This is a genomic window from uncultured Aureimonas sp. (assembly GCF_913775355.1).
GTDB lineage: Bacteria > Pseudomonadota > Alphaproteobacteria > Rhizobiales > Rhizobiaceae > Aureimonas.
On the sequence record NZ_CAJYIU010000324.1, the window covers coordinates 15,904 to 39,341 of the forward strand.

A 23,438-nucleotide genomic window follows, 5' to 3' on the forward strand; every position below is an offset into this window, starting at 1 on the left:
CGATGGCCGAGCCGATCGCACCGCCGCCCGCCGCGTCCTCGCGCATCACCATCCGGCAGATCCTGCCGAACCTCGTCACCATCCTGTCGATCTGCGCCGGGGTGACCGGCATCCGCTTCGCCTTCGAGGGCCGCTTCGAACTCGCCGTCGGGCTGGTGTTGGGGGCGGCGTTCCTCGACGGCATCGACGGGCGCATCGCGCGTCTCGTGAACGGCCAGAGCCGGTTCGGCGCCGAGATGGACTCGCTCGCCGACATCGTCAATTTCGGGGTCGCGCCGGCTCTCCTCCTCTACGCCTACACGCTGCACGATGTCGGATCGTTCGGCTGGATCTGCGCGCTCCTCTACATCTCGGGCTGCGCGCTCCGCCTCGCGCGCTTCAACACGATGCTGGACGAGCCCAACAAGCCGGCCTGGAAAAGCGCCTACTTCACCGGCATCCCGTCGCCGGCCGGGGCCGGCCTCGCGCTGTTTCCGGTCTATCTCGGGTTCACCTCGAACGTCGCCCTGCCGGACATCACACCGGCCGCCGCGGCGATCTACCTCGTCGTCGTCGGCGTGCTGATGGCGAGCCACATCCCTACCTACTCCGGCAAGACGATCAGCATCCCGCTTCGCCGCGAATACGTCGCGCCCGCGGTGCTGGTCGTCGTCCTCTATATCGGGCTTCTCCTCAGCTTCTTCTGGGAGACGCTGACCTTTACGGCGATCGCCTACTACGCGACGATCCCGTTCTCCATCCGCTCCTATCGCGCGCAGGCGCGGCGGACGAGCGTCTAGAGGCCCTGACGAGATGGCCAAGCAGTTCGAACGCATTGAGCCCGCGCACCGCGAGATGATGGGTCGCCAGGCGATCTTCTTCGTCGGATCGGCGGCGGGGGACAGCCGCGTCAACATCTCGCCGCGCTCGACTACCCACTTCCATGTGCTGGATGACCGGTCGGTCGCCTATCTCGACCTGACCGGCAGCGGCAGCGAGACGGCGGCGCATGCGAAGGCCGGCGGGCGCGCCACGGTGATGTTCTGCAATTTCGACGGTGCGCCGCAGATCCTGCGTCTCTATGGGCGGCCGCGGATCGATTTTCGCGGCTCCGAGTCGTATGCAGCCTTTCTCGCCGAGCACTATCCGCACGGGGAGCCGGTCGGGGCCCGGCAAGTCGTGACGATCGATCTCGATCTTGTCCAGACCTCGTGCGGCTTCGCCGTTCCGCTCTTCCAGCATGTCGGCGAGCGCCCCGTCCTCGACCGCTGGGCCGAGGCGAAGGGCGAGGAAGGGCTCGTCGCCTATCGCCGCGAGAAGAACACGGTCAGCATCGACGGTCTGCCGACAGGCCTCGACGAGGCCTGACCCAAGTCAGTCGGGCATGTGATAGGTCATGAACCGGTTCTGCCTGACGTCGAACAGCCGGCCGGTCTCGGTGCAGGACGGATAGGCGAGCGGCAGGATGCGCGCGGCGACGTCGGACGGCGTCGGCAGCGTGTCCGGGTCCTCGCCGGGCATCGCGAGCGCGCGCATCGCCGTGCGTGTGCCGCCGGGGTTCACCAGATTGACGCGGAGCGCAAGGTTCTGCGTCTCGGCGGCCCAGGAGCGACCGAGAGCTTCAAGCGCCGCCTTCGTGGCTGCGTAGAGTCCCCAATACGCCTTGCAGGAATGCGCCGCCCCCGAGGACAGGAGGATCGCCCGTCCGGCATCGGCAGCACGCAGGAGCGGGTCGACCGTGCGGATCAGGCGCCAGGCGGACGTGACGTTGATCGCCATCGTGCGGTCGAACGTCTTCGCCTCAATGTGACCGATCGGGCTCAGCGTCCCGAGTGCGCCGGCATTGACGACGAGCACGTCGAGCTTGCCCCAGCGCTCGTGGATTGCAGCTCCCAGCCGGTCGACGCCGGGACCGTCGGTCAGATCGAGCGGGACGAGAGTGGCCAATCCGCCGGCCTTCCGGATCTCGTCATCCAGTTCCTCGAGCCCTCCGACGGTGCGAGCGACGGCGACGACATGCGCACCCTCGGCCGCCAACTGCTTGGCCAGATGATAGCCGATACCGCGCGAGGCACCGGAGACGAGCGCGACGCGCCCTTCGAGCTGGCCGGACATGCTGGGAACTCCTGACACGGGAAAAGGGCGGGCGGGCAGGCGGCTCAGCCGCTCGCCATCACCGCGAGACGGTGGACGTTGCTCGCCGCTTCCTTGTCCTGGAGGCGGGTCGGGTAGTCGCCCGTGAAATAGTGGTCGGTGAACTGCGGCCGGGCCGCGTCGCGATCCACGCCGCCGACGGCGCGGTAGAGACCGTCGAGCGACAGGAAGGCGAGCGAGTCCGCTCCGATGAAGCGGCACATCGCGCCGAGCGAATCGTGCTGGTTCGCCAGCAGCTTCTCGGCGTCGGGCGTATCGATGCCGTAGAAATCGGGGAAGTAGATCATCGGGCTGGCGACCCGAATGTGGACCTCGCGCGCGCCGGCATCGCGGATCATCTGGACGATTTTCACCGACGTCGTTCCACGGACGATGGAATCGTCGACGAGCACGACACGCTTGCCCTCGATCATCGCGCGGTTCGCCGAGTGCTTCAGTTTCACACCAAAGGCGCGGATCTGCTGGGTCGGCTCGATGAAGGTGCGGCCGACATAGTGGTTGCGGATGATGCCGTATTCGAACGGGATGCCGCTCGCCTGCGCGAAGCCGAGGGCGGCGGGCGTCCCACCGTCCGGCACCGGCACGACCACGTCGGCCTCGACCGGCGCCTCGGTCGCGAGGTTCACGCCCATGTTCTTGCGCGCGACATAGACGCTGCGACCGCCCACGACCGAGTCGGGCCGGGCGAAATAGACGTATTCGAAGAGGCACAGGCGCTCGGGCGGCGGGGAGGGCGCCTTGCGCGCGTCGATCGTGATCGAGCCGTCGGGCTGAATCTCGCAGATCACGACCTCGCCGTTCTCGACGTCGCGCACGTATTTCGCGCCGATGATATCGAGCGCGCAGGTCTCGGAGCAGAAGATCGGCTTGCCGTCGAGTTCGCCCATCACGAGCGGGCGGATGCCGATCGGATCGCGCGCGGCAATCAGCTTCGTGCGGGTCAGCGCCAGCATCGAGTAGCCGCCCTCGACCTTTCGGATCGCATCAATGAAGCGGTCGGAAGAGGACGAGTGCTTGGAACGGGCGATGAGATGAAGCACCACCTCGGTATCGGACGTCGACTGGCAGATGGCGCCGTCGGCGATGAGCTGGCGGCGCAGCGTCAGGCCGTTGGTGAAGTTCCCGTTGTGGGCGACGGCGATGCCGCCGACCTCAAGCTCGGCGAACAGTGGCTGGACGTTGCGCAGCGCGACTTCGCCGGTCGTGGAGTAACGCGTGTGACCGATGGCGACGAAGCCCGGCAGTTTCGCCAGCGTCGCGGGATCGGTGTAATGGTCCCCGACGAGGCCCATGCGCTTTTCGGTGTGGAACTGCTGCCCGTCGAACGTGACGATACCGGCCGCTTCCTGACCGCGATGCTGCAGCGCGTGGAGCCCGAGGGCCGTCAGCGTCGCCGCGTCCGGGTGTCCGAGAATGCCGAACACGCCGCACTCCTCGTGCAGCGTGTCGCCGTCGAGTTCGTCGAAGGAGAGCTTGGTCATCTCACACCCGTTCTGGCCGCTTCCGGCCCGCTGCCCGGTTCCGCCCGGCATATGGGAACGGCGACCGGATTTCGCGAACAAAAATGCGATCGGCGCGATCGCATCGCGCCGACCCCGCTGTTCTCCCTCCCGACCGGCGGCGTCGGCCGCCGGCCATCAGTTCGCCGGTGCTTCCGCCGGCTGGTCTTCGCTGTCACGGATCGCATCTTCGATCGATCCGGGCTGCTCGGCTGCCGGATTCTCGCCGGCCGGAGCGCCGTCGACCGCCGGGGCCGGGGTGCCGAAGCGATCGCGGATCGTCTCCTGCGGATCGTCGGGCAGAGCGCTCACGAGGCGGTTGCCGAGTTCGTCGAGGAACGGCTTGGAGCGGGCCTGTGCCACCCAGGGCGGCTGGTTGCCGGACTGCGGCGGCGTCAGCCAGTTGAAGAACACCATGGCGACCACGACGAGCAGCAGGCCGCGCGCCGCGCCGAAAAGGAAGCCGAGCGTACGGTCGATCGCGCCGATACGCGAATCGATGATGAAATCGGCGATCTTCAGCGTAATGAAGGACACGACGATCAGCGTGCCGAAGAAGATGGCCGCGGCCGAGGCCACCAGTGCGATCTTCTCATTGTGGATGTATTTCGACATGAACGGCGTCAGCCGCTCGTAGAAGGCGTAGGCGGCCGCGGCAGCCGCGACCCAGCTCAGAACCGACAGGATCTCGCGCGAGAACCCGCGGACCATCGCCAGAAGCCCGGATACGAGCATGATGGCGATCAGGATCGCATCCAGCAGGGTGACGGTCATTCGTTTTCCGGTCTGGCTTCCATCGGGCGGCACGGCCGACGCCCGTTACCCGTGTCTTACACTGCGAAGACAGTGGAAAATCAAGTCTCCGATTGAAGCTGGCGTCCAGCCACCCGTGCCACGAGGTGCGGCAGGCTCTCGATCTCGTGCGCCGCGACCTCCCGGTTCCGAGGAAGATCGGCGCTCGCCGAGGGGAGGACCGACTGGCGGAACCCGAGCTTCTCCGCTTCCTTCAAACGCTGTCCCGCATGGGCGACCGGACGCACGGACCCGGACAGGCTGATCTCGCCGAAATAGACGCAGTCGGTCGGAAGCGGCTGGCCGGACAGCGACGATACGAGCGCCGCCGCAACCGCGAGATCGGCCGCCGGTTCCTGAATGCGATAACCGCCGGCGACGTTGAGGTAGACGTCGTGCTGCCCGAGGCGGACGCCGCAATGCGCCTCCAGAACCGCCAGCACCATCGCGAGCCGCGGCTGGTCCCATCCGAGGACCGAGCGGCGGGGCGTGCCGAGCGTCGAGGGTGCGACGAGCGCCTGGATCTCGACGAGCACCGGGCGTGTGCCTTCCATGCCGGCGAAGACGGCGGCGCCCGGCGCCTGCTCGTTTCGCTCTCCGAGGAAGAGTTCGGACGGGTTCTGGACCTCGCGCAGGCCGATGTCGCTCATCTCGAAGACGCCGATCTCGTCGGTCGGTCCGAAGCGGTTCTTGACGGTGCGCAGGATGCGGTAGTGATGGCCCCCTTCGCCCTCGAAGTAGAGAACGGCGTCCACCATGTGCTCGACGACGCGGGGCCCCGCGATCTGGCCCTCCTTCGTCACGTGACCGACGAGGATCACCGCCGCGCCGCTCGACTTAGCGTAGCGGATCAACGCCTGGCTACCGGCGCGCACCTGCGTCACGGTTCCGGGGGCCGATTCCGCCATGTCGGTCCAGACCGTCTGGATCGAGTCGATGATCACGAGATCGGGGCGCTTGTCCTGCGCGAGCGTCGCGAGAATGTCCTCGATGTTGGTCTCGGCCATGAGCTGGACGCTGGTGTCGGCGGCCTTCAGACGCTGGGCGCGCAGGCGCACCTGCGCCACCGCCTCTTCGCCAGAGACGTAGATCACCTTGTGCCCGCCGCGCGCGAGCGCCGCGGCCGCCTGCATCAGAAGCGTCGACTTGCCGATACCGGGATCGCCACCGACGAGGAGGGCGGAGCCGCGAACGAAGCCGCCGCCCGTCACACGGTCCAGTTCCGCGATGCCCGACACGATCCGCGGCGCCTCCTCGGTCTCGCCCGACAGCGGCATGAGGGCCGCCGGGCGCCCCTTGCGCTTGGAGCGCAGCGGCCCGCCGCCGATCCCGTTGGTGTCGCTCTCCTCGACGATCGTGTTCCATTCGCCGCAAGCTTCGCACTTGCCCTGCCAGCGGGTGAACACCGAACCGCAGTTCTGGCAGATGAAGGTGGTCTTGTTCTTGGCCATGGGCACCGCGACGTAATCGATGCCCCGTAGATGGCATGAGAACAAACGGGAAACAAGCGTCAGCGCACGGTCGGCAGCGTGTCGTGCGCCTCGTTCGAAACGCATGGCTGCATCGCTGCTTGCGCAGGGAACGGTCTCTGGAAGGTGTCGTTCTGGCACGGTCAACGGAAGAGCCGCAGCCGGCGCCGGAGTATGTGATGACCACGATCTCTCAACTGATGATCCAGACCCTCGCCGAGGCCGGCGTCAAACGCATCTGGGGGGTGACCGGCGACAGTCTGAACGCGCTGACCGCCGCGCAGGCGAAGGACGGCCGTATCGACTTCCTCCACGTGCGGCACGAGGAGGCCGCCGCCTTCGCTGCGGGAGCCGATGCGACCGCGACGGGCAACCTCGCGGTCTGCGCCGGCAGCTGCGGGCCCGGCAATCTTCACCTCATCAACGGCCTCTACGACTGCCAGCGCAATCACGTGCCGGTCCTTGCCATCGCGGCCCAGATCCCGTCGAGCGAGATCGGCCTAGGCTACTTCCAGGAGACCCATCCGACCGAGCTGTTCCGAGAGTGCAGCCATTTCTGCGAGCTGGTGAGCAACCCCCGCCAGATGCCGGAAGTGCTGCACCGCGCGATGCGCACGGCGATCGCGCGCAAGGGCGTGGCGGTGATCGTCCTGCCCGGCGACGTTTCGATGCTGGACATCGAAGGCGAGGTGCCTCCGTTCGCCGCCCCCATACCCGCACGCCGCCTGCCCGACGAGGCGGCGCTGGCGCAAGCGGCCGCACTCATCAACCTGTCGGAGCGGGTGACGATCCTGGCGGGCGCCGGAACGGCCGGGGCGCACGACGCGGTCGTCGCCCTGGCCGATCGGCTGGCCGCGCCGATCGTCCATGCCTATCGCGGCAAGGAGCACATGGAATGGGACAACCCGTTCGATGTCGGGATGACCGGGCTCATCGGTTTCTCGTCGGGCTATCATGCCCTGATGGAGTGCGACGTGCTCCTGATGCTCGGCACCGACTTTCCCTATCGCAACTTCTATCCCAAAGGCGCCAAAGTCATTCAGGTCGACACGGACCCATCGGCGCTGGGCCGTCGCGTCCCGCTCGATCTGGCTGTCGAGGCCGATGCGGGTGAATTCGCTTCCGCGCTGGCCGGCAGGATCGCAATGGGCCGCGACCGGGCGTTCCTCGACGCCGCGCTCGCCCACTATCGAAAGGCGCGCGAAGGACTGGACGATCTCGCGACGCCGCGCGGAGATTACAAGCCGCTGCATCCCCAATATGTCGCGCGGCTCGTCAGCGACCTCGCCAGCGAGGATGCGATCGTCACCGCCGACGTCGGAACGCCCTCGGTCTGGGCTGCGCGCTACCTCAGGATGAACGGACGCCGCCGCCTGATCGGCTCCTTCAACCATGGCTCGATGGCCAACGCCTTGCCGCAGGCCCTTGGCGCGCAGGCGGCCTTTCCGGATCGGCAGGTCGTATCCCTCTCGGGTGATGGCGGACTCGCGATGCTGATGGGCGAACTCCTGACGGCGGTCCAGATGAAGCTGCCGGTCAAGATCGTCGTCTTCAACAACGGCTCGCTCGGGTTCGTCGAGATGGAGCAGAAGGCGGCGGGTTACCTGCCGACCTATGTCGATCTCCAGAACCCGGATTTCGCAGCGATGGCGCAGACGATCGGCCTGTACGGCATCCGCGTGTCGGACTCGGATGCGCTGGAACCGGCGCTCCGCGAAGCCTTCGCGTATGACGGGCCCGCGCTCGTCGACGTCGTGACGGCGCGGCAGGAGCTCTCGCTTCCGCCGAAGATCCAAGCGGAGCAGGCGAAGGGCTTCAGCCTCTACATGCTTCGCGCCATCATGTCCGGGCGCGGCGACGAGGTCGTCGAACTCGCCACGACGAACCTTCTTCGCTGACCGATCAAGCCGCCTGCGACGAGTGTCGCGGGCGGCCCGCCTACTCGTAGCGCTCGGGCAGGTGGCTTTCCTCGGCGAGATCAGTGAAGCGCGTGAACTCGGCCTGGAAAGCCAGCTGTGCGGCGCCCGTCGGTCCGTGGCGCTGCTTGGCGATGATCACTTCCGCCTTGCCGCGGGCTTCGTTCATCTCCTGCTGCCACTTCATGTGCTCGTCGGTGCCGAGCTTCGGCTCCTTCGCCTGCAGGTAGTATTCCTCGCGATAGACGAACATCACGACGTCCGCGTCCTGCTCGATCGAGCCGGATTCGCGAAGGTCGGACAGCTGCGGGCGCTTGTCGTCGCGGTTCTCGACCTGGCGCGACAGCTGCGAGAGGGCGATGATCGGGACGTGCAGTTCCTTCGCCAGCGCCTTCAGCCCGGTCGTGATCTCGGTGATCTCCTGCACGCGGTTGCCGGCGGTCTTGGCCGAGCCCTGCATCAGCTGAACGTAGTCGATGACCATCACGTCGAGGCCGCGCTGACGCTTGAGGCGCCGGGCGCGCGCCGCGAGCTGGGCGATCGAGATGCCGCCCGTCTGGTCGATGTAGAGCGGCGCCTTCTGCATCATCTCGGTGCAGGCGACGAGCTTGGAGTATTCGGCGTCGGTGATCGAGCCGCGACGGATCTTCGAGGACGAGACCTCCGACTGCTCGGAGATAATACGCGTCGCCAGCTGTTCGGCCGACATTTCCAGCGAGAAGAATCCGACGACGCCGCCGTTTGCCGCCTTGAACGAGCCGTCCGCCTGCTCGGCGGGCTCGTAGGCGGCCGCGATGTTGAAGGCGATGTTGGTCACCAGCGACGTCTTGCCCATCGCGGGACGCCCGGCGAGGATGATGAGATCGGAATGCTGGAGGCCGCCGAGACGGCGGTCCAGCTCGCGGATGCCGGTCGAGATGCCCGACAGGCCGCCGTCGCGGTCCTTGGCGGCGCCCGCCATTTCGATGGCCAGCGCCATCGCGTCCTCGAACGACTGGAAGCCGCCGTCGTAGCGGCCCGTCTCAGCCAGCGAGAAGAGGGCCTTTTCGGCGTCCTCAATCTGCTCCTTCGGCTCGGCGTCCACCGGCGCGTCGAAGGCGGCGTTGACCATGTCCTCGCCGATGCGGATCAGCGAGCGGCGCAGCGCCATGTCGTAGACGGCGCGGCCGTAGTCGTTGGTGTTGATGATCGTCGTCGCCTCGGCCGCGAGCCGGGCGAGATACTGCGCGACCGTCATGTCGCCGATGCGGTCGTTCGCCGGAAGAAACGTCTTCAGCGTCACGGGCGTCGCGATCTTGCCCATGCGGATCATTGCCGAGCCCTTGGAGAAGATCTCCCGGTGGATCGGCTCGTAGAAGTGCTCGGGCTTCAGGTAGTCGTGGACGATGTAATAGGCGTCGTTGTTCACCAGGATGGCGCCGAGAAGCGCCTGTTCGGCTTCGATGTTGGCCGGCGCCTCGCGGTAGAGCGGCGCCTCCTCCTCGAATTTGCGTGCGGCTTCCGCCATCGCTCGACCTCGTCGGATTGGGTAAACATTCCTCTTATCCGAGTTGGGCGTTCCGGGCCAACGGTTCGAGAGCGAGGACCGGAAAAAGCACGGCGCGCAGTGGATGGCCTCGGGAAAGCCGGTGGACAAGCTGTGGATGAGCTCGCCCGCTAAACGGCCTCAGGAACGAGAAAGGGGCCTCCGGCCAAAGCCGGAAACCCCTCTTTTTGCAACGAGCTGCAGTGGGCCGTTCGCCCGCCGCTTGAGACTTATCAGCCGCGGTCGTCCTCGTCCTCGGCGCCTTCCTCGAAGAACTCGCCACCGCCGGGAACCACGGCATCCTCGTTCTCGCCGTAGATCGCGTCGGCCGAGTTGAGCTTCTCGCCCTTGGCCTGGCGCTCAGCCTCTTCCTGCGAACGGGCGACGTTGACCTCGATCGTGACCTGCACCTCGGCGTGGAGGTTGAGCTTCACGGTGTGGAGGCCGATCGCCTTGATCGGAACATTCAGCTCCACCGAGTTGCGGTTCACGTTGTAGCCCTGCTCCTTCAGGATGTCGGCGATGTCACGCGCCGAGACAGAACCGTAGAGCTGACCGGTCTCGCCGGCCGAGCGGACGATCACGAGGCGCAGGCCGTCGAGCTGATCGGCAACGCTCTGGGCTTCCGAACGACGCTCGTCGTTGCGGGCGATGAGCGAGGCCTTCTGCGACTCGAACTTGGCGCGGTTCGCCTCGTTGGCGCGGAGCGCGCGACCGGTCGGGAGGAGGTAGTTGCGGGCAAAGCCGTCGCGCACGCGCACGGTGTCGCCAAGGCCGCCGAGGCGGGCGATACGCTCGAGAAGGATGACTTCCATGGTCTTTTTCCTTTGGTAAGTGGTCAGGTTTGCGAAAAATTGGGCCGCCGGTGCCGGGCCGTGTCGAACAGGCCGAGGACCAGGAAGGCCAGAAGCGGGAAGGTCAGAAGAAAGATCGCGCCGTAGGCCGAGAACAGGATCAGGCCGCGCGCGGGCTTCTCGCGCGTCCGGCGATGCATCGCGGCAAGACCGACCAGCGTGAACCCGGTCCCGAAGGCACCCGCCACCACGGCTCCCAGCACACCGGGCGTGCCCGAGAGAAACGAGGCGGCGAGCCCCACGGCGAAGATCGGCAGCGCCGCGCGAGGCAGCGACGTCGTTGCCGGAATGTCGTCCTTCGGACGCGGCAGACGGCCGCTGAGGCGAGTGACGGCGGCCGCGACGTAGAGGCAGGCGACCAGGGCGAGGACCGTGATCAGGGGTTGCAGGAACGGGATCGCCGACACGACGAAGCGGACGAAGGCCCGCAGCTGCTGCGGATCGCTGATCGGGCTGTCAGGCTGCGACGACAGCGCCTCCGTGACGGCGGTCTCCAGGCCGGCAGCATCATAATTCAGGAGCAGGCCGAGGATGACGCAGGTCACCGCGGCGATGGCGAGAATGGCGAAGAGCAGGCGCGGAAGCGGATACCAGTCGAGCCCCTTGCCGTCGTCGCGGGGGCGCGCGAGGCCCGCCATATGCCCGATCGCGGCTGCCGGCAGAGCCGAGCCGAGAAGCATCGTGAGGCCGGACAGGAACGTGCCCATGAACGCCGCGATCGCGACCGCCGAAGTCGCGGCTGCGATGAAGCCGGCGCGGCTGCCCCAGCCGAGGCTTGCGATGAAAATGGGGATGGGAGCCGCGAGAGCCAGCACCACGGCGCCCGGCGACTGGGTGACCAGTCCGGCGAACAGAAGAGCCGCGGCAACGCCGGCGACCAATCCGATGGGGAGGGCTGTGAATGGCATGGGCTCGTTTCGCTGTCCTGCCTGCGGCAGTTAGGGGACCGATCGCCCCAACTCGGCTCTTGGAATCCCATCGATTCCACCGGTGCCGAACGCGGTGAAACAGGGAAGGCGACGGGCCTGAAGGTCCGCCGCCCGATCTCTGATGAGGGCGCCTGCGAGAAGGCGCCCCGCCGTCCTTATTTCAGGACGTAGGGCAGGAGCCCGAGGAAGCGGGCGCGCTTGATCGCCTGGGCGAGGGCGCGCTGGTTCTTCTGCGAAACCGCCGTGATGCGCGACGGAACGATCTTGCCGCGCTCGGAGATGTAGCGCTGCAGGAGACGGACGTCCTTGTAGTCGATCTTCGGCGAGTCGCCCGACGCGAACGGGTCGGACTTGCGACGACGATGGAATGGACGGCGCGTGGGGAGCTGGGCGATGTCGACCATTACGCGGCCTCCTCGTTGCGCGGACGGCGCGGACGATCATCGTCCTCACGACGCGGGCGATCCTCGCGGCGGGGGCGATCGCCACCGTCACGGTCGCCGCGACGCGGACGGTCGTCGCGCTTCTGCATCATCGCGGACTGACCCTCGTCGTGCTCTTCGACGCGGATCGTCATGTAACGCAGGATGTCCTCGTTGAAGCGCATCTGGCGCTCCATTTCGTCGACGGCCGCGGACGGCGCATCGATGTTCATCAGCGTGTAGTACGCCTTCCGGTTCTTCTTGATCCGGTAGGTGAGGGTCTTCAGACCCCAATTCTCGACCTTGCCGACCTTGCCGCCATTGGCCTCGATCACGCCGCGGTACTGATCCACGAGCGCCTCGACCTGCTGGCCGCTGATGTCCTGTCGGGCAAGGAAAACGTGCTCGTAAAGAGCCATGGCGTTTGCCTTTCCATCGGTTGCGCATTTGCCCGGCGACAGCGGCTAAGCCTCTGCGACTCTCCTGGTGGCCGTAACGGCCGAAGGCGGAAAGGCGCGTCGATAGAGACGGTCGAGAGCGGGAACACGGGAAGTCGGACAGGGTACGAACCCGAACCAGCGGTTCCGATACGAACCGCCTTCCGTTCAGCCCCCGGCTAACGCACGGGCAATGACGGTGCACGCCATAGACGAGGACGGCCCGGATGGCAAGCCGCAACCGGCGCGGATCAACCGAGGCCCGCGTCGGCGCAGGGGTTGACGGTCGCCGAGGTCGGCTCTGCGCTGCCGGCGAAGTAGGGCCCCTGCGCTCGCATGCGTCCGAAGCGTCGCAGGGCGCGCCATTGACGATCGGTCTCGATCCCGTCGGCCGACATCTCGATCCCGAGGCGCTGGCAGAGCGTCCAGACCGCTCCCATCATCGCCTCGGCGTCCGCGTCGCCGAGAATGCGCGCCGCAAGGTTGCGGTCGAGCTTCAGCCGCGCGACGCCCAGCGAGCGGAGATAGCCGAGGTCGGGCCGCCCGGCGCCGAAGCCGATGATGACGATCCGCACGCCCGTTTCCGTCAGGCGCCGGATCGCGGGCGTCAGCGCATCGCAGGACGCCAGGACGGCGCTTTCCACGACCTGCAGTTCGAGCCGATCCGGCGACAGTCCGCAGTCCGCCAAGACCCGTAGGGCGGCCTCGACGAGGTCGGGATTCTTCAACGTCGCGGCGTCGACCGTCACCGCCACGTGGCGACAGGTGCTGCCCGCCGGGTGGCGCTCGACGAACCGCGAGACCGCATGGCGAACCGACCAGAGATCCAAGAGATACGACAGGCCGGCTTCCCCGGCCAGCGCCCTCAGATCCTCGGCAGCGAGCGTCTGGCCGGTCCTTGCGTTCGTCCAGCTCAGGTCGGCTTCGACGCTCTCGTTCTCACCGGATACGCTGTCGTGCTGCGCCTCGAAGCGCAGTTCGATGGCATCGTTCGCCATCGCGACGATCAGATCCGCCTGCAGAAGGCGCTGGTCGAGCATGGATTGCTCGCGGAGGGGGTCGAAGCAGGCGACATCGCCGCGCCCCTGATGCTTGACGTCGTAGAGGGCGATGTCGGAGGCGCGATGGAGTGCGTCCCGGCGGGTGCCGTCGAGCGGCGCAGAGGCGATGCCGACCGAGCAGCCGATCGTGATCCGGTGACCGAGAACGGACATCGGCTCGCCGACCGTCTCGACGATCTGGCGTCCCACCTCGACGGCCGTCTCTCGGGACAGTCCGTCCAGCATCACGAAGAACTCGTCGCCCCCGAAGCGGAAGACCTGGCCGGCATCGCCGACCGCCATGCGGATGCGCTCGGCCGCCTGCCGCAACACCAGATCGCCCATCGCGTGGCCGTGCTGATCGTTGACCTCCTTGAAGCGGTCGAGATCAAGGGCCAGCGCGTGGATATAGGCTTCCCCCGCGGAGAGCCGCTCCTCCACCGCATCCCATACGGACTGGAGAAGGGTACGGTTGCCGAGCCGTGTCAAAGGGTCGTGATGCGCCAGAAACTCCGCATGTTCGGTGGCGCGCTTCAGTTCGGTGATGTCGGTTAGGCTGACGACGAAGTCGGGCTCGTCGGCTCTCGCCAGTTCCGCGACGCTCACCATCACCTGTCGATGGCTGTCCATGCCCGCGACGATGGCCTCGAAGCGATGCCCTTGGCGCAGGTTGTCCTCCAGGTCCGTGCCGTCCGTCGGGCAGAACGTCTCGGCGAGGCAGGACAGCGCAGCGGTTCCGCCGAACAGGCTCGCAGCGGCTTCGTTGGCGAAGAGAAAGGATGCGTCGCGACGCAGGACGAGCACGCCAACCGGAACGGTGGAAAGGATTTCGAAGTCGCGGTGAGTGGTCGGGGCCGATACAAGACCGCGACCATCCCGCCCGGTGTGATCCGTGCGTTCCGTCACTCGATTCGCTCCCTGCTTCATGTTTGTCGCGCCGAGGGACTGCGCCCTCGGTCCGGTCACTAAAGGTCTCGGCGACCGGTTTTGTGCCAACGACTGCCGCAGCGTAAGGGTGCCAGGGTTTCCGAGGTCTTAACGCCGCGACGAGCGTTCCGTGCGCAGCCAAGCGTGAATGCGCCCCGCGACGGGGCGCATCGCCTTGACAGGCCGCGCCCGTCTCCTCACTACGCGACATTCGAACGAAGTGGGAGAAAGCGATGACGCTCGCGGTTGTTTTTCCGGGACAGGGAAGCCAGGCCGTCGGAATGGGCCGTGAACTCGCGGATGCCTTTCCCGAAAGCCGTCGCGTCTTCGAGGAAGTGGACGAGGCGCTCGGCGAGAAGCTGAGCGATGTCATCTGGAACGGCCCGGAAGACAAGCTGACCCTCACCGCCAACGCCCAGCCGGCGCTGATGGCCGTATCGCTTGCGGCTATGCGGGCGATGGAGGCCCGCGGGTTCGATCTGGGTCGCTCCGCCGAGTTCGTCGCCGGCCATTCGCTCGGAGAATACTCTGCGCTCGCCGCCGCAGGTTCGCTGTCGATCGCCGACGCCGCGCGACTCCTGCGGATCCGCGGTGATGCGATGCAGGCCGCCGTCGCCCCCGGCGAAGGAGCGATGGCCGCCATTCTCGGACTGGACCACGAGACGCTGCAGTCCGTCTGCGCGGAGGCCGGGCAGGGCGGCGTCTGCCAGATCGCCAACGACAACGGCGGGGGACAGATCGTCATCTCCGGCACGAAGGCGGCGGTCGAGCGCGCGATGGAGGCTGCGCAGGCCGCCGGCGCCAAGCGCGCGATCGCCCTGTCGGTGTCGGCCCCGTTCCACTCGATGCTCATGCAGCCGGCCGCCGACAAGATGCGGGAGGCGCTCGCCACGGCGACGCTCGTCTCGCCGCGGGTTCCGCTCGTCGCCAACGTCCTCGCCTCGGCGATCTCCGACCCGGAGGAAATCCGGACGCATCTCGTCGAGCAGGTGACGGGTCAGGTGCGGTGGCGCGAAAGCATGACCTATGTCGCCGACGGCGGCGTCGATCTCCTGTTCGAGGTCGGCAGCGGCAAGGTCCTGTCGGGTCTCGCCAAGCGCATCGATTCGCGTCTGTCGGCCGTCAGCGTCGGCAAGCCGGCCGACATCGAGCCGGCGCTGTCGCGCCTCGCCTGACATTCTCCAACGCAAGGAAGCGGCACATGTTCGATCTTTCCGGCCGCAAGGCCCTCGTCACGGGCGCCAGCGGCGGCATCGGCGAATCCATCGCGCGCACGCTCCATCAGGCCGGCGCGACCGTCGGGCTTCACGGCACGCGTCGTGAGAAGCTCGATGAACTCGCTGGCTCGCTCGGCGAGCGCGTCCATGTGTTTCCGGCGGACCTCGGCAGTCGCGAAGGGCAGAGCGGTCTTGCCGAAGCCGCCGACAAGGAACTCGGCGGTGTCGACATCCTCGTCAACAATGCCGGCATCACCAAGGACGGGCTGTTCGTCCGTATGTCGGACGACGACTGGGACCGCGTCCTCGAGGTCGACCTGACGGCCGTCTTCCGTCTCACACGCGCGCTGACCCATCAGATGATGCGTCGCCGCTACGGCCGGATCGTCAACATCACCTCGATCGTCGGCGTCACCGGCAACCCGGGCCAGACCAACTACTGCGCGGCGAAGGCCGGCATGATCGGCTTCTCGAAGTCGCTCGCCCAGGAAATCGCGTCGCGCAACGTGACCGTGAACTGTATCGCGCCGGGCTTCATCGAAAGCGCCATGACCGGCAAGCTCAACGAGAAGCAGACGGAAGCGATCATGGGGGCGATCCCCATGCGCCGCATGGGCCAGCCGTCCGAGATCGCGGCGGCGGCGCTCTATCTCGCGTCGGAGCAGGCGGCCTACGTGACGGGCCAGACGCTGCACGTCAACGGCGGCATGGCGATGATCTGAACCCGGCTTGGCCAGCGCGCTTTCGCCATGCTAAGCCGCAGGTCTCGCCGATCTACCGAATCCGCCCACATCTGGCAGATGGGGCTCGGATCAGCACTGGCGGGGTAACGCTTGATTAACGGGACCCCGGCGGCTAACGAAACGGCGAAAGCCATCTCAACAGAGGAATGACCATGAGCGATACCGCTGAACGGGTGAAGAAGATCGTCGTCGAGCACCTGGGCGTCGAGCAGGAGAAGGTCACCGAGAACGCTTCGTTCATCGACGACCTCGGTGCCGACAGCCTCGACACGGTCGAGCTCGTCATGGCGTTCGAAGAAGAGTTCGGCGTCGAGATTCCGGACGATGCGGCCGAGACGATCCTCACGGTCGGCGACGCCGTGAAGTTCATCGAGAAGAACCAGGCCTGAGATCGGCGGGCGGGCTAAGCCCGCCCTTCATTTTAAGAGTTCGGAATGAGACGAGTCGTCATCACCGGCGTCGGAATGGTCAGCCCTCTCGGGGCGGGCGTCGATGTGACATGGAAGCGTCTGCTGGAGGGCCGCAGCGCGGCTCGCCGGGTCGAGAGTTTCGACGTCTCGGACTTGCCCTGTCAGATCGCATGCCAGATCCCGCGCGGTGACGGCTCCGACGGCACGTTCAACGCCGATCTCTGGATGGAGCCGAAGGAGCAGCGCAAGGTTGACGATTTCATCGTCTACGCCGTAGCCGCTGCTGCCGAAGCCCTCGACGATGCCGACTGGCATCCCGAAAGCTACGACGACCAGTGCGCCACCGGCGTTCTGATCGGATCGGGCATCGGCGGTCTCGAAGGCATCGAGCGCCATTCGCTGATCCTGGCCGAGAAGGGCCCGCGACGGATCAGCCCCTTCTTCATTCCGGGCAGCCTCATCAACCTCGCGTCGGGCCACGTCTCGATCCGCAACGGGTTGAAGGGTCCGAACCATTCCGTCGTCACCGCCTGCTCGACCGGCGCTCATGCGATCGGCGACGCAGCGCGCCTCGTGATGCTCGGCGACGCGGATGTGATGGTCGCTGGCGGAGCCGAATCCCCGGTCGGGCGCCTGTCGCTCGCGGGTTTCGCGGCCTGCCGCGCCCTCTCCACCAGCTACAACGACGACCCGACGGCCGCTTCGCGCCCCTACGACAAGGGCCGCGACGGGTTCGTCATGGGCGAGGGTGCCGGTATCGTCGTTCTCGAGGAACTCGAGCACGCCCGCGCGCGCGGTGCCCGCATCTATGCCGAGGTCATCGGTTACGGCCTCTCCGGTGACGCGCACCACATCACGGCACCGGCCGAAGACGGTGACGGCGCCTATCGCTGCATGAAGGCCGCGCTGAAGCGCGCCGGCATCACCGCCGATCAGATCGACTACATCAATGCGCATGGCACCTCGACGCCGCTCGGCGACGAGATCGAGCTACGCGCGATCGAGCGCCTCGTCGGCGACGCCGCGTCGACGATCGCCATGTCCTCGACGAAGTCCGCGATCGGGCATCTTCTCGGCGCCGCGGGCGCCGTGGAGGCGATCTTCGCCACGCTCGCGATCCGCGACAACGTCGCTCCGCCGACTCTCAACCTCGCCGATCCGTCGGTCGAGACCAAGATCGATCTCGTCCCGCTGAAGAAGCGCGAGAAGCAGATCGATATCGCCCTGTCGAACTCGTTCGGGTTCGGCGGCACCAACGCATCGGTGGTCCTGCGGCGCTTCGAAAGCTGAAGCCTACGGGCTTTCGCCACATTCGAATGTTGCTACCTGCTGAGTGATACCGGCAGTCGGGCGGCTGCGTCCGCCGGTGGTCTGGCCGGGCGGGCGCGAAGGACGGGCGCTCACCTGCAACTGGTACAGGGAGGTCCGCCGTGACCCATGGTTTCGACGAACAGCTTCCGCCAGCCGGCGAGGAGCCGACCCGCCGCACCAAACCGAAGCGCCGATCGCGCCATGCGCGGAACGGCTTCGTCATCCTGATGAACTTCGGGTTCAGCCTCGCGCTGCTGGCGGCGATTGCGGGCGGACTGGTCTTCTACTGGGGCAAGCAGACCTTCGACAGCACAGGGCCACTGAAGACCGAGGCGACCTATCTCGTCAATCGCGGGGCAGGGCTGGAGAGCATTGCGGCCGGCTTGGAGCGCGCCGGCATCGTCAGCGACGCCCAGGTCTTCGAGTACGGCGTGCGCGTCGCCTCCATGGAGGGCTTAAGCGGTCGCGGCGATACCGGCATTCGAGCCGGCGAGTACGCCTTCGCCCCCGGCTCCAGCATGCGCGACGTGATGGACACCCTTCGCAGCGGCAATTCCATCCAGCACGCCGTGACGATCCCAGAGGGCTGGACGATCCAGCAGATCTACGCCCGCCTCGAGTCCGATCCGGTGCTGGTGGGCGACATGCCTCCGATGGTCGCCGAGGGAACGCTCCTGCCGGAGACCTACACGTTCACGCGCGGCATGACCCGCGCCGCGATGGTCGATCGCATGAAGGAAGCGCAGTCGGAACTCGTCGAAGAGATCTGGAAGGGCCGTCAGGATGACCTTCCGGTCAAGGACATCGGCGAGTTCGTAACGCTGGCCTCCATCGTCGAGAAGGAAACCGGCATCGCGTCAGAGCGTCCGCATGTGGCCTCGGTGTTCATCAATCGTCTGCGCGAAGGCATGCGGCTGCAATCCGATCCGACGATCATCTACGGGGTCTGGGGCGGGGCCGGCAAACCGTCGGACGAGCCGATCCGCCAGTCGCACATCGCCAGCAACAGCCCCTACAACACCTATGTGATCCGCGGCCTTCCGCCCGGCCCGATCGCCAATCCCGGGCGGGCGTCGCTGGAAGCGGTCGCGCATCCGCTGGACACCAAGGACCTGTATTTCGTGGCGGACGGCACAGGCGGCCATGCCTTCGCCCGCACGCTGAACGAGCACAACGCCAACGTTCGGCGCTACCGCGACATCGAGCGCGCCGCCGCGGCGGGGCGGGCCGACGCCGCCTCGCCGGACGACCCTGCCGTTGCACAGTGAAGCCGCAGTGAGCCGGACCCGGCGGATCGAGGAGCGTTGTTGAGCGGATGCCGGTGAACAGCATGACCGGGTTCGCCCGTGTGGAGGGCGCGACCGCGGGAGCGGACTTCGTTTGGGAACTGCGCTCCGTCAACGGCAAGACGCTGGAAGTCCGTCTGCGTCTCCCGCCGGGGTTCGAGGGGATCGAGGCGGAGGTCCGCCGCATCGTGGGCAGCCGTCTCGGCCGAGGCAATGTTCAGGTTTCGCTCAGTGTCCGCCGGGCAGCCGACGAAGCGCTGCCGTTCGTCATCCATCGCGAGATGCTGGACGCCGTGCTGCGGCTATCGGGGGAGCTCGTCCGGGACGGGCACGCGACGCTGCCGTCCGCCGACGGCCTGCTGGCTCTGCGCGGCGTCATCGACGTGGCCGAGCGCGTGCCCAGTCCCGAGGACGACGCACTGCGCCAGCGCGATATCCTTGCAGCCCTCGAAGACGCCGTGGAGCGTCTCGTCGTGTCCCGCGCTGGAGAAGGGCGGCAGCTGCAGTCGATCCTGGAAGATCGCCTTCGCGAAATCGGGCGCCTCGTTGAAGACGCCGAGAATGATCCGAGCCGTCGGATGGACGTCATCCGCGATCGCCTCGCCCGTCAGGTGGCCGAACTGACGGAGGCCGCCGGCTCGCTCGATCCGGCGCGGCTTCATGCCGAAGCCGCCTTGATCGCCACGAGAGCCGATATCCGCGAGGAACTCGACCGATTGAGGGCCCATCTGCACGCGGCGCACGAGCTTTTGGCGCAGGACGCGCCGATCGGCCGCCGCTTCGACTTCCTGGCGCAGGAATTTAACCGGGAATCGAATACGGTGTGCTCCAAGTCCAATGCGGCTTCGTTGACCGCCATCGGCCTTCAGTTGAAGGTCGTCGTCGACCAGTTGCGCGAACAGGTTCAGAACATCGAATGAAACTTCAGGCCGACATCGAGTCCCCCATCCGGATCGCCAGGCGCGGGCTCATGCTCGTCATTTCGTCGCCGTCCGGAGCCGGGAAGTCGACCATCGCCCGCAGCCTTCTCGAGCAGGACACCCGCTTCTCCCTGTCCGTCAGCGTGACGACCCGCACGCGCCGCCCGAGCGAGATCGACGGCGTGCATTATCACTTCATCTCGCGTGACGAGTTCTTCCGCCTTCGCGATGGCGACGCGTTGCTCGAGTGGGCCGAGGTCCACGGCAATCTCTACGGAACCCCGCGCGAGGCCGCCGAGAGGGCAATGCGGGACGGGCGCGACATGTTGTTCGACATCGATTGGCAGGGCGCGCTTCAGCTGCAGGAAAAGGCGAAGGCCGATATCGTGTCGATCTTCATCCTGCCGCCGTCGATGGAAGAGTTGAAGTCGCGCCTTCTGCGTCGCGCCGAAGACTCGAGCGAGACGATCGCCATGCGCCTGCGCAACGCGAAGGTCGAGATCGAGCGGTGGCGGGACTACGAATATGTCGTGATCAACGACGATCTCAACCGTGCCTTCTCCGCCGTGCAGTCGATCGTCAACGCCGAGCGTCTGCGCCGGGACCGGCGCCCGGGCCTCTTCGACTTCACCTCGGTTCTTCTCGAACAGGCGTCCGCCGATATCGGCAAACTCGACGGGATCTGATCCCGTCAGCCGGCCAGTGCGTTGGCGAGGCGAACGAACTCCTCGACCGACAGCGTTTCGGCCCGCCGCGTCGGGTCGATGCCCGCGCGGTTCAAAAGCGCCTCTCCGCCGATCGGCTTGACGCTCTGCCGGAGCATCTTCCGGCGCTGGCCGAAGGCGGCGGCCGTGACACGCTCGATGTCGGCAAGACGGGCGGAAAGCGGAGCCGCTTTCGGTACGATGCGGACGATCGCCGACGTCACCTTCGGGGGCGGCGTGAACGCCTCGCGCGAGACATCGAAGAGAATCTCCGCGTTGCAACGCCATCCGCACAGGACGCCGAGGCGCCCGTAGTGATCGTCGTCCGGCCCGGCCACGATCCGCTCGGCGACCTCCTTCTGGAACATCAGCGTCAGGTCGGTCCAGCGCGGGGGCCAGGCGGGACCCGTGATCCAGTTCAAGAGGAGCTGCGTGCCGACATTGTAGGGCAGGTTGGCGACGATCTTGAACGGACCGTCGGTCAGGTCCGCCGGATCGATCGCCAGCGCATCGCCTTCGATGACGTGAAGGCGACCGGGGTAGTGGGCAGCAATCGCCTCCAGCGCCGGGATGCAGCGCGGGTCCTTCTCGATCGCGATGACCTTGCCCGCGCCGTGCGCGAGGAGCGCGCGCGTCAGCCCACCGGGACCCGGCCCCACCTCCACCACGGTCGTGCCTTCCAGCGGCGCGGCCTGCCGGGCAATGCGCCCGGTCAGATTGAGATCGAGGAGAAAGTTCTGGCCGAGCGCCTTACGCGGATCGAGCCCGTGCGCCTCCAGCACCTCGCGGAGCGGCGGCAAACCGTCGAACGCGACGCTCAAGCTGCCGCGTCCTCGACCGCAGCGCCATTTCCCGCCATTCGGCCCGCGAGACGAAGGGCCGCGATGAAGCTGTTCGGCCGCGCCGTGCCGGTCCCCGCCAGATCGGCTGCCGTTCCGTGGTCGGGCGACGTCCGGATGATGGGAAGTCCGAGGGTCACGTTGACGGTCTCGTCGAAGGCGAGGGTCTTGGCGGGGATGAGGGCCTGGTCGTGATACATGCAGACGGCGACGTCGTAACGCGCGCGGGCTTCCGGGTGGAACATCGTATCGCCCGGCAACGGGCCGACGACGTCGAACCCTTCCGTGCGCAGGATCTCGACCGCAGGGCGAATGACGTTCTCGTCCTCGCGACCGATCGCACCCCGCTCGCCCGCGTGCGGATTGAGGCCTGACAACGCGAGGCGCGGACGCTCCAGTCCGAAGCGGACGCTGAGGTCACGGGCCACGATGCGGGCGGTCGACAGGATGAGTTCAGAGGTCAGCGTCGCCGGCACGTCGGCCAGCGGGATATGGATCGTGACTGGCACGCAGGAGAGGTCCGGGCCCGTCAGGAGCATGACGGGCTGGCACGCCCGGCCTGTCAGGCTCGTGCAGAGATCGGCCAGGTATTCCGTATGGCCCGGATGGCGGAAGCCGGCGTCGTAGAGCGCCTTCTTGTCGATCGGGTTGGTGACGATGGCCGCAGCGGCGCCGTCGAGAACGAGTCGCGTCGCCCGGTCGATCGCCTCGATCGTGCCGGCCGCGTTGGCGGGATCGGGGCGGCCCGGCGCTTCGGAATGCGGGTTGACGAGCGGCAGGATGTCGAGGAACCCCCCGTCGGCGCCGCACTCGGCCGGGCTGCCGATGGTCCGCACCTGAACGTCGAGGGCGAGGCGCTCCGCGCGTCGCGCGACCATCTCGGGATCGGCGATTAGAAAGAAGCGGGGGAGGCCGAGGGACTGGCGGCGCTGAAAGGCCGCCAGCGTGATGTCGACGCCGACACCGGAGGGCTCGCCGACCGATACGGCCAGCGGAAGGGAAGCGAGCGCGGAGGACACGTCAGCGACGGACGATCGTCGCCTTGTCCTTCAGCTTGTTCAGGTAGTCCTTGTCGGGCTCCTTCTTGCCCATGGCAGCGAGGTCCTTCTCCTGGAACACCATCGCAGCCACCTGATCGTCGGACACGGTCCGCGTGTCGCAGACGCCGATCAGTTCGACGCCGCGCTCGGTCGCCTGCGGCTTGGTCGCGCGGCCGCGGCTCGTGTTCATGATGTCGTCCTTCCAGCGCGGCGGAAGCTCCGGCTCGGCGACACGGCCGAGATCGCGAACGGTCACGTCGCGCAGGCCGCGCGCGGTCTCGTAGGTCGCCTGGCAATTGGTGAAGCGCTGGCGAAGGTTATTAGCCTCCGACATGCGACGGTCAAGCTGCGCGCCGCGCTTGTCGTTGGGGACGACGAAGATCACCTGCTGGAGCGAGTATTCGGTGACCTTGGGCTTCGCGCCGCCTTCCTTCAGCATGCGCGCGACGACATCCTGCTCGGACAGCCGCTCGGTCTGGCGGACATTGGCGATCACCGCCTGGCCCCAGCCCATCTGGACGCGGATATAGTCCTTGAAGCCCTTGGCGGAGAAGCCCGCGCGCGACAGGACTTCAGCCAGCTGGGCTTCGGTGAGCTTGTTGTCCTTGGCGAAGCGGCCGAAGGCCTCGTCGATCGCCGCGTCGGGAATGTTGATGCGGCGTCGTGCGATTTCCTGACGCTTGATCGCCTCGTCGATCAGCTCGTTCGTGGCCGCCTCGGTCCCGCCCGGCGCCCGGCGCAGCTTGAGGAACGCCGCGCGCTGCTGGATCTGGTAGGTGGTGATCGGCTGCTTGTTGACCACCACCTTGATCTCGGACTCGGCCATGCTGGGCGAGGAGAACGTGGCGGTCGCGGCCAGCGCGAGGGGCGAGGCGAGCAGCGAACAGACCGCAAGTCGGACGGTGAAGTTGCGTGCGATCATGGTCTCTCGTGTCTCCCGATTCCCGCCAGCGTGCCCAACGGCCTTCGCGCTCGACGCATGGCTAGCGTCGAGCTTTGGCGAAACGATGGTCTTCTAGCCGCAA

General features: G+C 66.9%; 23 protein-coding genes. 10 read left to right on the plus strand and 13 right to left on the minus strand.

The window, feature by feature from the left end; all coding sequences use genetic code 11:
* Positions 1-2 precede the first annotated feature (2 nt).
* Entirely contained in the window at positions 3-779 is a 777-nt protein-coding gene (gene pssA, locus QZ753_RS19865; protein WP_294646281.1) for a CDP-diacylglycerol--serine O-phosphatidyltransferase, read from the plus strand.
* 13 nt (positions 780-792) lie between these two features.
* Complete coding sequence (locus QZ753_RS19870) at positions 793-1,347, plus strand: pyridoxamine 5'-phosphate oxidase family protein (protein WP_294646282.1); 555 nt, start codon at positions 793-795, stop codon at positions 1,345-1,347.
* Between the two features lie 6 nt (positions 1,348-1,353).
* Here QZ753_RS19870 and QZ753_RS19875 read toward each other — a convergent pair whose 3' ends face one another.
* The 4 genes from QZ753_RS19875 to radA form a co-directional block, all read right to left on the minus strand.
* The gene (locus QZ753_RS19875; RefSeq protein ID WP_294646283.1) at positions 1,354-2,094 is read right to left on the minus strand and encodes an SDR family NAD(P)-dependent oxidoreductase; all 741 of its coding nucleotides are present in this window, start codon (positions 2,092-2,094) and stop codon (positions 1,354-1,356) included.
* Between the two features lie 44 nt (positions 2,095-2,138).
* Entirely contained in the window at positions 2,139-3,614 is a 1,476-nt protein-coding gene (gene purF / locus QZ753_RS19880; protein WP_294646284.1) for an amidophosphoribosyltransferase, read from the minus strand.
* 156 nt (positions 3,615-3,770) lie between these two features.
* Positions 3,771-4,406, minus strand: a complete 636-nt coding sequence (locus tag QZ753_RS19885) for a CvpA family protein (RefSeq protein ID WP_294646285.1) — start codon at positions 4,404-4,406, stop codon at positions 3,771-3,773.
* Between the two features lie 80 nt (positions 4,407-4,486).
* Positions 4,487-5,875, minus strand: a complete 1,389-nt coding sequence (radA, locus tag QZ753_RS19890; RefSeq protein WP_294646286.1) for a DNA repair protein RadA — start codon at positions 5,873-5,875, stop codon at positions 4,487-4,489.
* Positions 5,876-6,069: 194 nt separating this feature from the next.
* Between radA and poxB the strand changes: the two genes are divergently transcribed.
* Complete coding sequence (poxB, locus tag QZ753_RS19895; RefSeq protein ID WP_294646287.1) at positions 6,070-7,791, plus strand: ubiquinone-dependent pyruvate dehydrogenase; 1,722 nt, start codon at positions 6,070-6,072, stop codon at positions 7,789-7,791.
* A gap of 40 nt (positions 7,792-7,831) precedes the next feature.
* On the opposite strand, the gene QZ753_RS19900 is transcribed toward poxB, so the two are convergent.
* From QZ753_RS19900 to QZ753_RS19925, 6 genes are all read right to left on the minus strand, one after another.
* On the minus strand, positions 7,832-9,316 hold the full coding sequence (locus tag QZ753_RS19900; RefSeq protein WP_090959883.1) for a replicative DNA helicase: 1,485 nt from the start codon (positions 9,314-9,316) through the stop codon (positions 7,832-7,834).
* A 251-nt stretch (positions 9,317-9,567) separates the two neighbouring features.
* Positions 9,568-10,149: a 50S ribosomal protein L9 gene (gene rplI, locus QZ753_RS19905; protein WP_294646288.1), complete on the minus strand. Its 582-nt coding sequence runs from the start codon at positions 10,147-10,149 to the stop codon at positions 9,568-9,570.
* Between the two features lie 23 nt (positions 10,150-10,172).
* The gene (locus tag QZ753_RS19910) at positions 10,173-11,096 is read right to left on the minus strand and encodes a DUF2232 domain-containing protein (RefSeq protein ID WP_294646289.1); all 924 of its coding nucleotides are present in this window, start codon (positions 11,094-11,096) and stop codon (positions 10,173-10,175) included.
* Positions 11,097-11,272: 176 nt separating this feature from the next.
* A complete protein-coding gene (gene rpsR / locus QZ753_RS19915; protein WP_055884193.1) occupies positions 11,273-11,521 on the minus strand; it encodes a 30S ribosomal protein S18 in 249 nt (82 codons plus the stop codon).
* Positions 11,521-11,958: a 30S ribosomal protein S6 gene (gene rpsF / locus QZ753_RS19920; protein ID WP_055884195.1), complete on the minus strand. Its 438-nt coding sequence runs from the start codon at positions 11,956-11,958 to the stop codon at positions 11,521-11,523. Before rpsF ends, rpsR begins: the two co-directional genes overlap by 1 nt.
* A 269-nt stretch (positions 11,959-12,227) precedes the next feature.
* Positions 12,228-13,922 (minus strand): EAL domain-containing protein, encoded by a 1,695-nt coding sequence (locus QZ753_RS19925; RefSeq protein WP_294646290.1) that lies wholly within the window; start codon positions 13,920-13,922, stop codon positions 12,228-12,230.
* Between the two features lie 254 nt (positions 13,923-14,176).
* On the opposite strand from QZ753_RS19925, the gene fabD reads away from it, so the two are divergent.
* From fabD to gmk, 7 genes are all read left to right on the plus strand, one after another.
* A complete protein-coding gene (fabD, locus tag QZ753_RS19930) occupies positions 14,177-15,118 on the plus strand; it encodes an ACP S-malonyltransferase (RefSeq protein WP_294646291.1) in 942 nt (313 codons plus the stop codon).
* Positions 15,119-15,144: 26 nt separating this feature from the next.
* Positions 15,145-15,882, plus strand: coding sequence for a 3-oxoacyl-[acyl-carrier-protein] reductase (gene fabG / locus QZ753_RS19935; protein ID WP_294646292.1), 738 nt, complete (start codon positions 15,145-15,147; stop codon positions 15,880-15,882).
* A gap of 173 nt (positions 15,883-16,055) precedes the next feature.
* Positions 16,056-16,292, plus strand: coding sequence for an acyl carrier protein (locus tag QZ753_RS19940; protein ID WP_026358398.1), 237 nt, complete (start codon positions 16,056-16,058; stop codon positions 16,290-16,292).
* Between the two features lie 45 nt (positions 16,293-16,337).
* Positions 16,338-17,603, plus strand: coding sequence for a beta-ketoacyl-ACP synthase II (gene fabF, locus QZ753_RS19945; RefSeq protein ID WP_294646293.1), 1,266 nt, complete (start codon positions 16,338-16,340; stop codon positions 17,601-17,603).
* Between the two features lie 140 nt (positions 17,604-17,743).
* A complete protein-coding gene (gene mltG, locus QZ753_RS19950) occupies positions 17,744-18,892 on the plus strand; it encodes an endolytic transglycosylase MltG (RefSeq protein ID WP_294646294.1) in 1,149 nt (382 codons plus the stop codon).
* 47 nt (positions 18,893-18,939) lie between these two features.
* Positions 18,940-19,830: a YicC/YloC family endoribonuclease gene (locus QZ753_RS19955; RefSeq protein ID WP_294646295.1), complete on the plus strand. Its 891-nt coding sequence runs from the start codon at positions 18,940-18,942 to the stop codon at positions 19,828-19,830.
* Complete coding sequence (gene gmk / locus QZ753_RS19960; protein ID WP_294646296.1) at positions 19,827-20,516, plus strand: guanylate kinase; 690 nt, start codon at positions 19,827-19,829, stop codon at positions 20,514-20,516. The genes QZ753_RS19955 and gmk overlap by 4 nt, the downstream gene beginning before the upstream one ends.
* Positions 20,517-20,521: 5 nt before the next feature.
* Here the strand turns inward: gmk and rsmA are convergent, their stop codons facing one another.
* Genes rsmA through QZ753_RS19975 form a run of 3 tightly spaced genes read right to left on the minus strand, consistent with a single transcriptional unit; the run spans position 20,522 to position 23,335 of the window.
* Entirely contained in the window at positions 20,522-21,355 is an 834-nt protein-coding gene (rsmA, locus tag QZ753_RS19965) for a 16S rRNA (adenine(1518)-N(6)/adenine(1519)-N(6))-dimethyltransferase RsmA (protein WP_294646297.1), read from the minus strand.
* Complete coding sequence (gene pdxA / locus QZ753_RS19970) at positions 21,352-22,392, minus strand: 4-hydroxythreonine-4-phosphate dehydrogenase PdxA (RefSeq protein ID WP_294646298.1); 1,041 nt, start codon at positions 22,390-22,392, stop codon at positions 21,352-21,354. Before pdxA ends, rsmA begins: the two co-directional genes overlap by 4 nt.
* Before the next feature lies 1 nt (position 22,393).
* Entirely contained in the window at positions 22,394-23,335 is a 942-nt protein-coding gene (locus QZ753_RS19975; RefSeq protein WP_294646299.1) for a peptidylprolyl isomerase, read from the minus strand.
* Between the last annotated feature and the right edge of the window lie 103 nt (positions 23,336-23,438).

Excerpts from the sequence above, each read along its gene's own strand:
- QZ753_RS19875 (WP_294646283.1), bottom strand. The coding sequence starts at position 2,094 with ATGTCCGGCCAGCTCGAAGGGCGCGTCGCGCTCGTCTCCGGTGCCTCG.
- rpsF (WP_055884195.1), bottom strand. The coding sequence starts at position 11,958 with ATGGCTCTTTACGAGCACGTTTTCCTTGCCCGACAGGACATCAGCGGC.
- purF (WP_294646284.1), bottom strand. The coding sequence starts at position 3,614 with ATGACCAAGCTCTCCTTCGACGAACTCGACGGCGACACGCTGCACGAG.
- fabG (WP_294646292.1), top strand. The coding sequence starts at position 15,145 with ATGTTCGATCTTTCCGGCCGCAAGGCCCTCGTCACGGGCGCCAGCGGC.
- QZ753_RS19900 (WP_090959883.1), bottom strand. The coding sequence starts at position 9,316 with ATGGCGGAAGCCGCACGCAAATTCGAGGAGGAGGCGCCGCTCTACCGC.
- QZ753_RS19955 (WP_294646295.1), top strand. The coding sequence starts at position 18,940 with ATGCCGGTGAACAGCATGACCGGGTTCGCCCGTGTGGAGGGCGCGACC.
- rpsR (WP_055884193.1), bottom strand. The coding sequence starts at position 11,521 with ATGGTCGACATCGCCCAGCTCCCCACGCGCCGTCCATTCCATCGTCGT.
- fabD (WP_294646291.1), top strand. The coding sequence starts at position 14,177 with ATGACGCTCGCGGTTGTTTTTCCGGGACAGGGAAGCCAGGCCGTCGGA.
- QZ753_RS19870 (WP_294646282.1), top strand. The coding sequence starts at position 793 with ATGGCCAAGCAGTTCGAACGCATTGAGCCCGCGCACCGCGAGATGATG.
- QZ753_RS19885 (WP_294646285.1), bottom strand. The coding sequence starts at position 4,406 with ATGACCGTCACCCTGCTGGATGCGATCCTGATCGCCATCATGCTCGTA.
- radA (WP_294646286.1), bottom strand. The coding sequence starts at position 5,875 with ATGGCCAAGAACAAGACCACCTTCATCTGCCAGAACTGCGGTTCGGTG.
- pssA (WP_294646281.1), top strand. The coding sequence starts at position 3 with ATGGCCGAGCCGATCGCACCGCCGCCCGCCGCGTCCTCGCGCATCACC.
- fabF (WP_294646293.1), top strand. The coding sequence starts at position 16,338 with ATGAGACGAGTCGTCATCACCGGCGTCGGAATGGTCAGCCCTCTCGGG.
- gmk (WP_294646296.1), top strand. The coding sequence starts at position 19,827 with ATGAAACTTCAGGCCGACATCGAGTCCCCCATCCGGATCGCCAGGCGC.
- QZ753_RS19975 (WP_294646299.1), bottom strand. The coding sequence starts at position 23,335 with ATGATCGCACGCAACTTCACCGTCCGACTTGCGGTCTGTTCGCTGCTC.
- QZ753_RS19940 (WP_026358398.1), top strand. The coding sequence starts at position 16,056 with ATGAGCGATACCGCTGAACGGGTGAAGAAGATCGTCGTCGAGCACCTG.
- QZ753_RS19910 (WP_294646289.1), bottom strand. The coding sequence starts at position 11,096 with ATGCCATTCACAGCCCTCCCCATCGGATTGGTCGCCGGCGTTGCCGCG.
- rplI (WP_294646288.1), bottom strand. The coding sequence starts at position 10,149 with ATGGAAGTCATCCTTCTCGAGCGTATCGCCCGCCTCGGCGGCCTTGGC.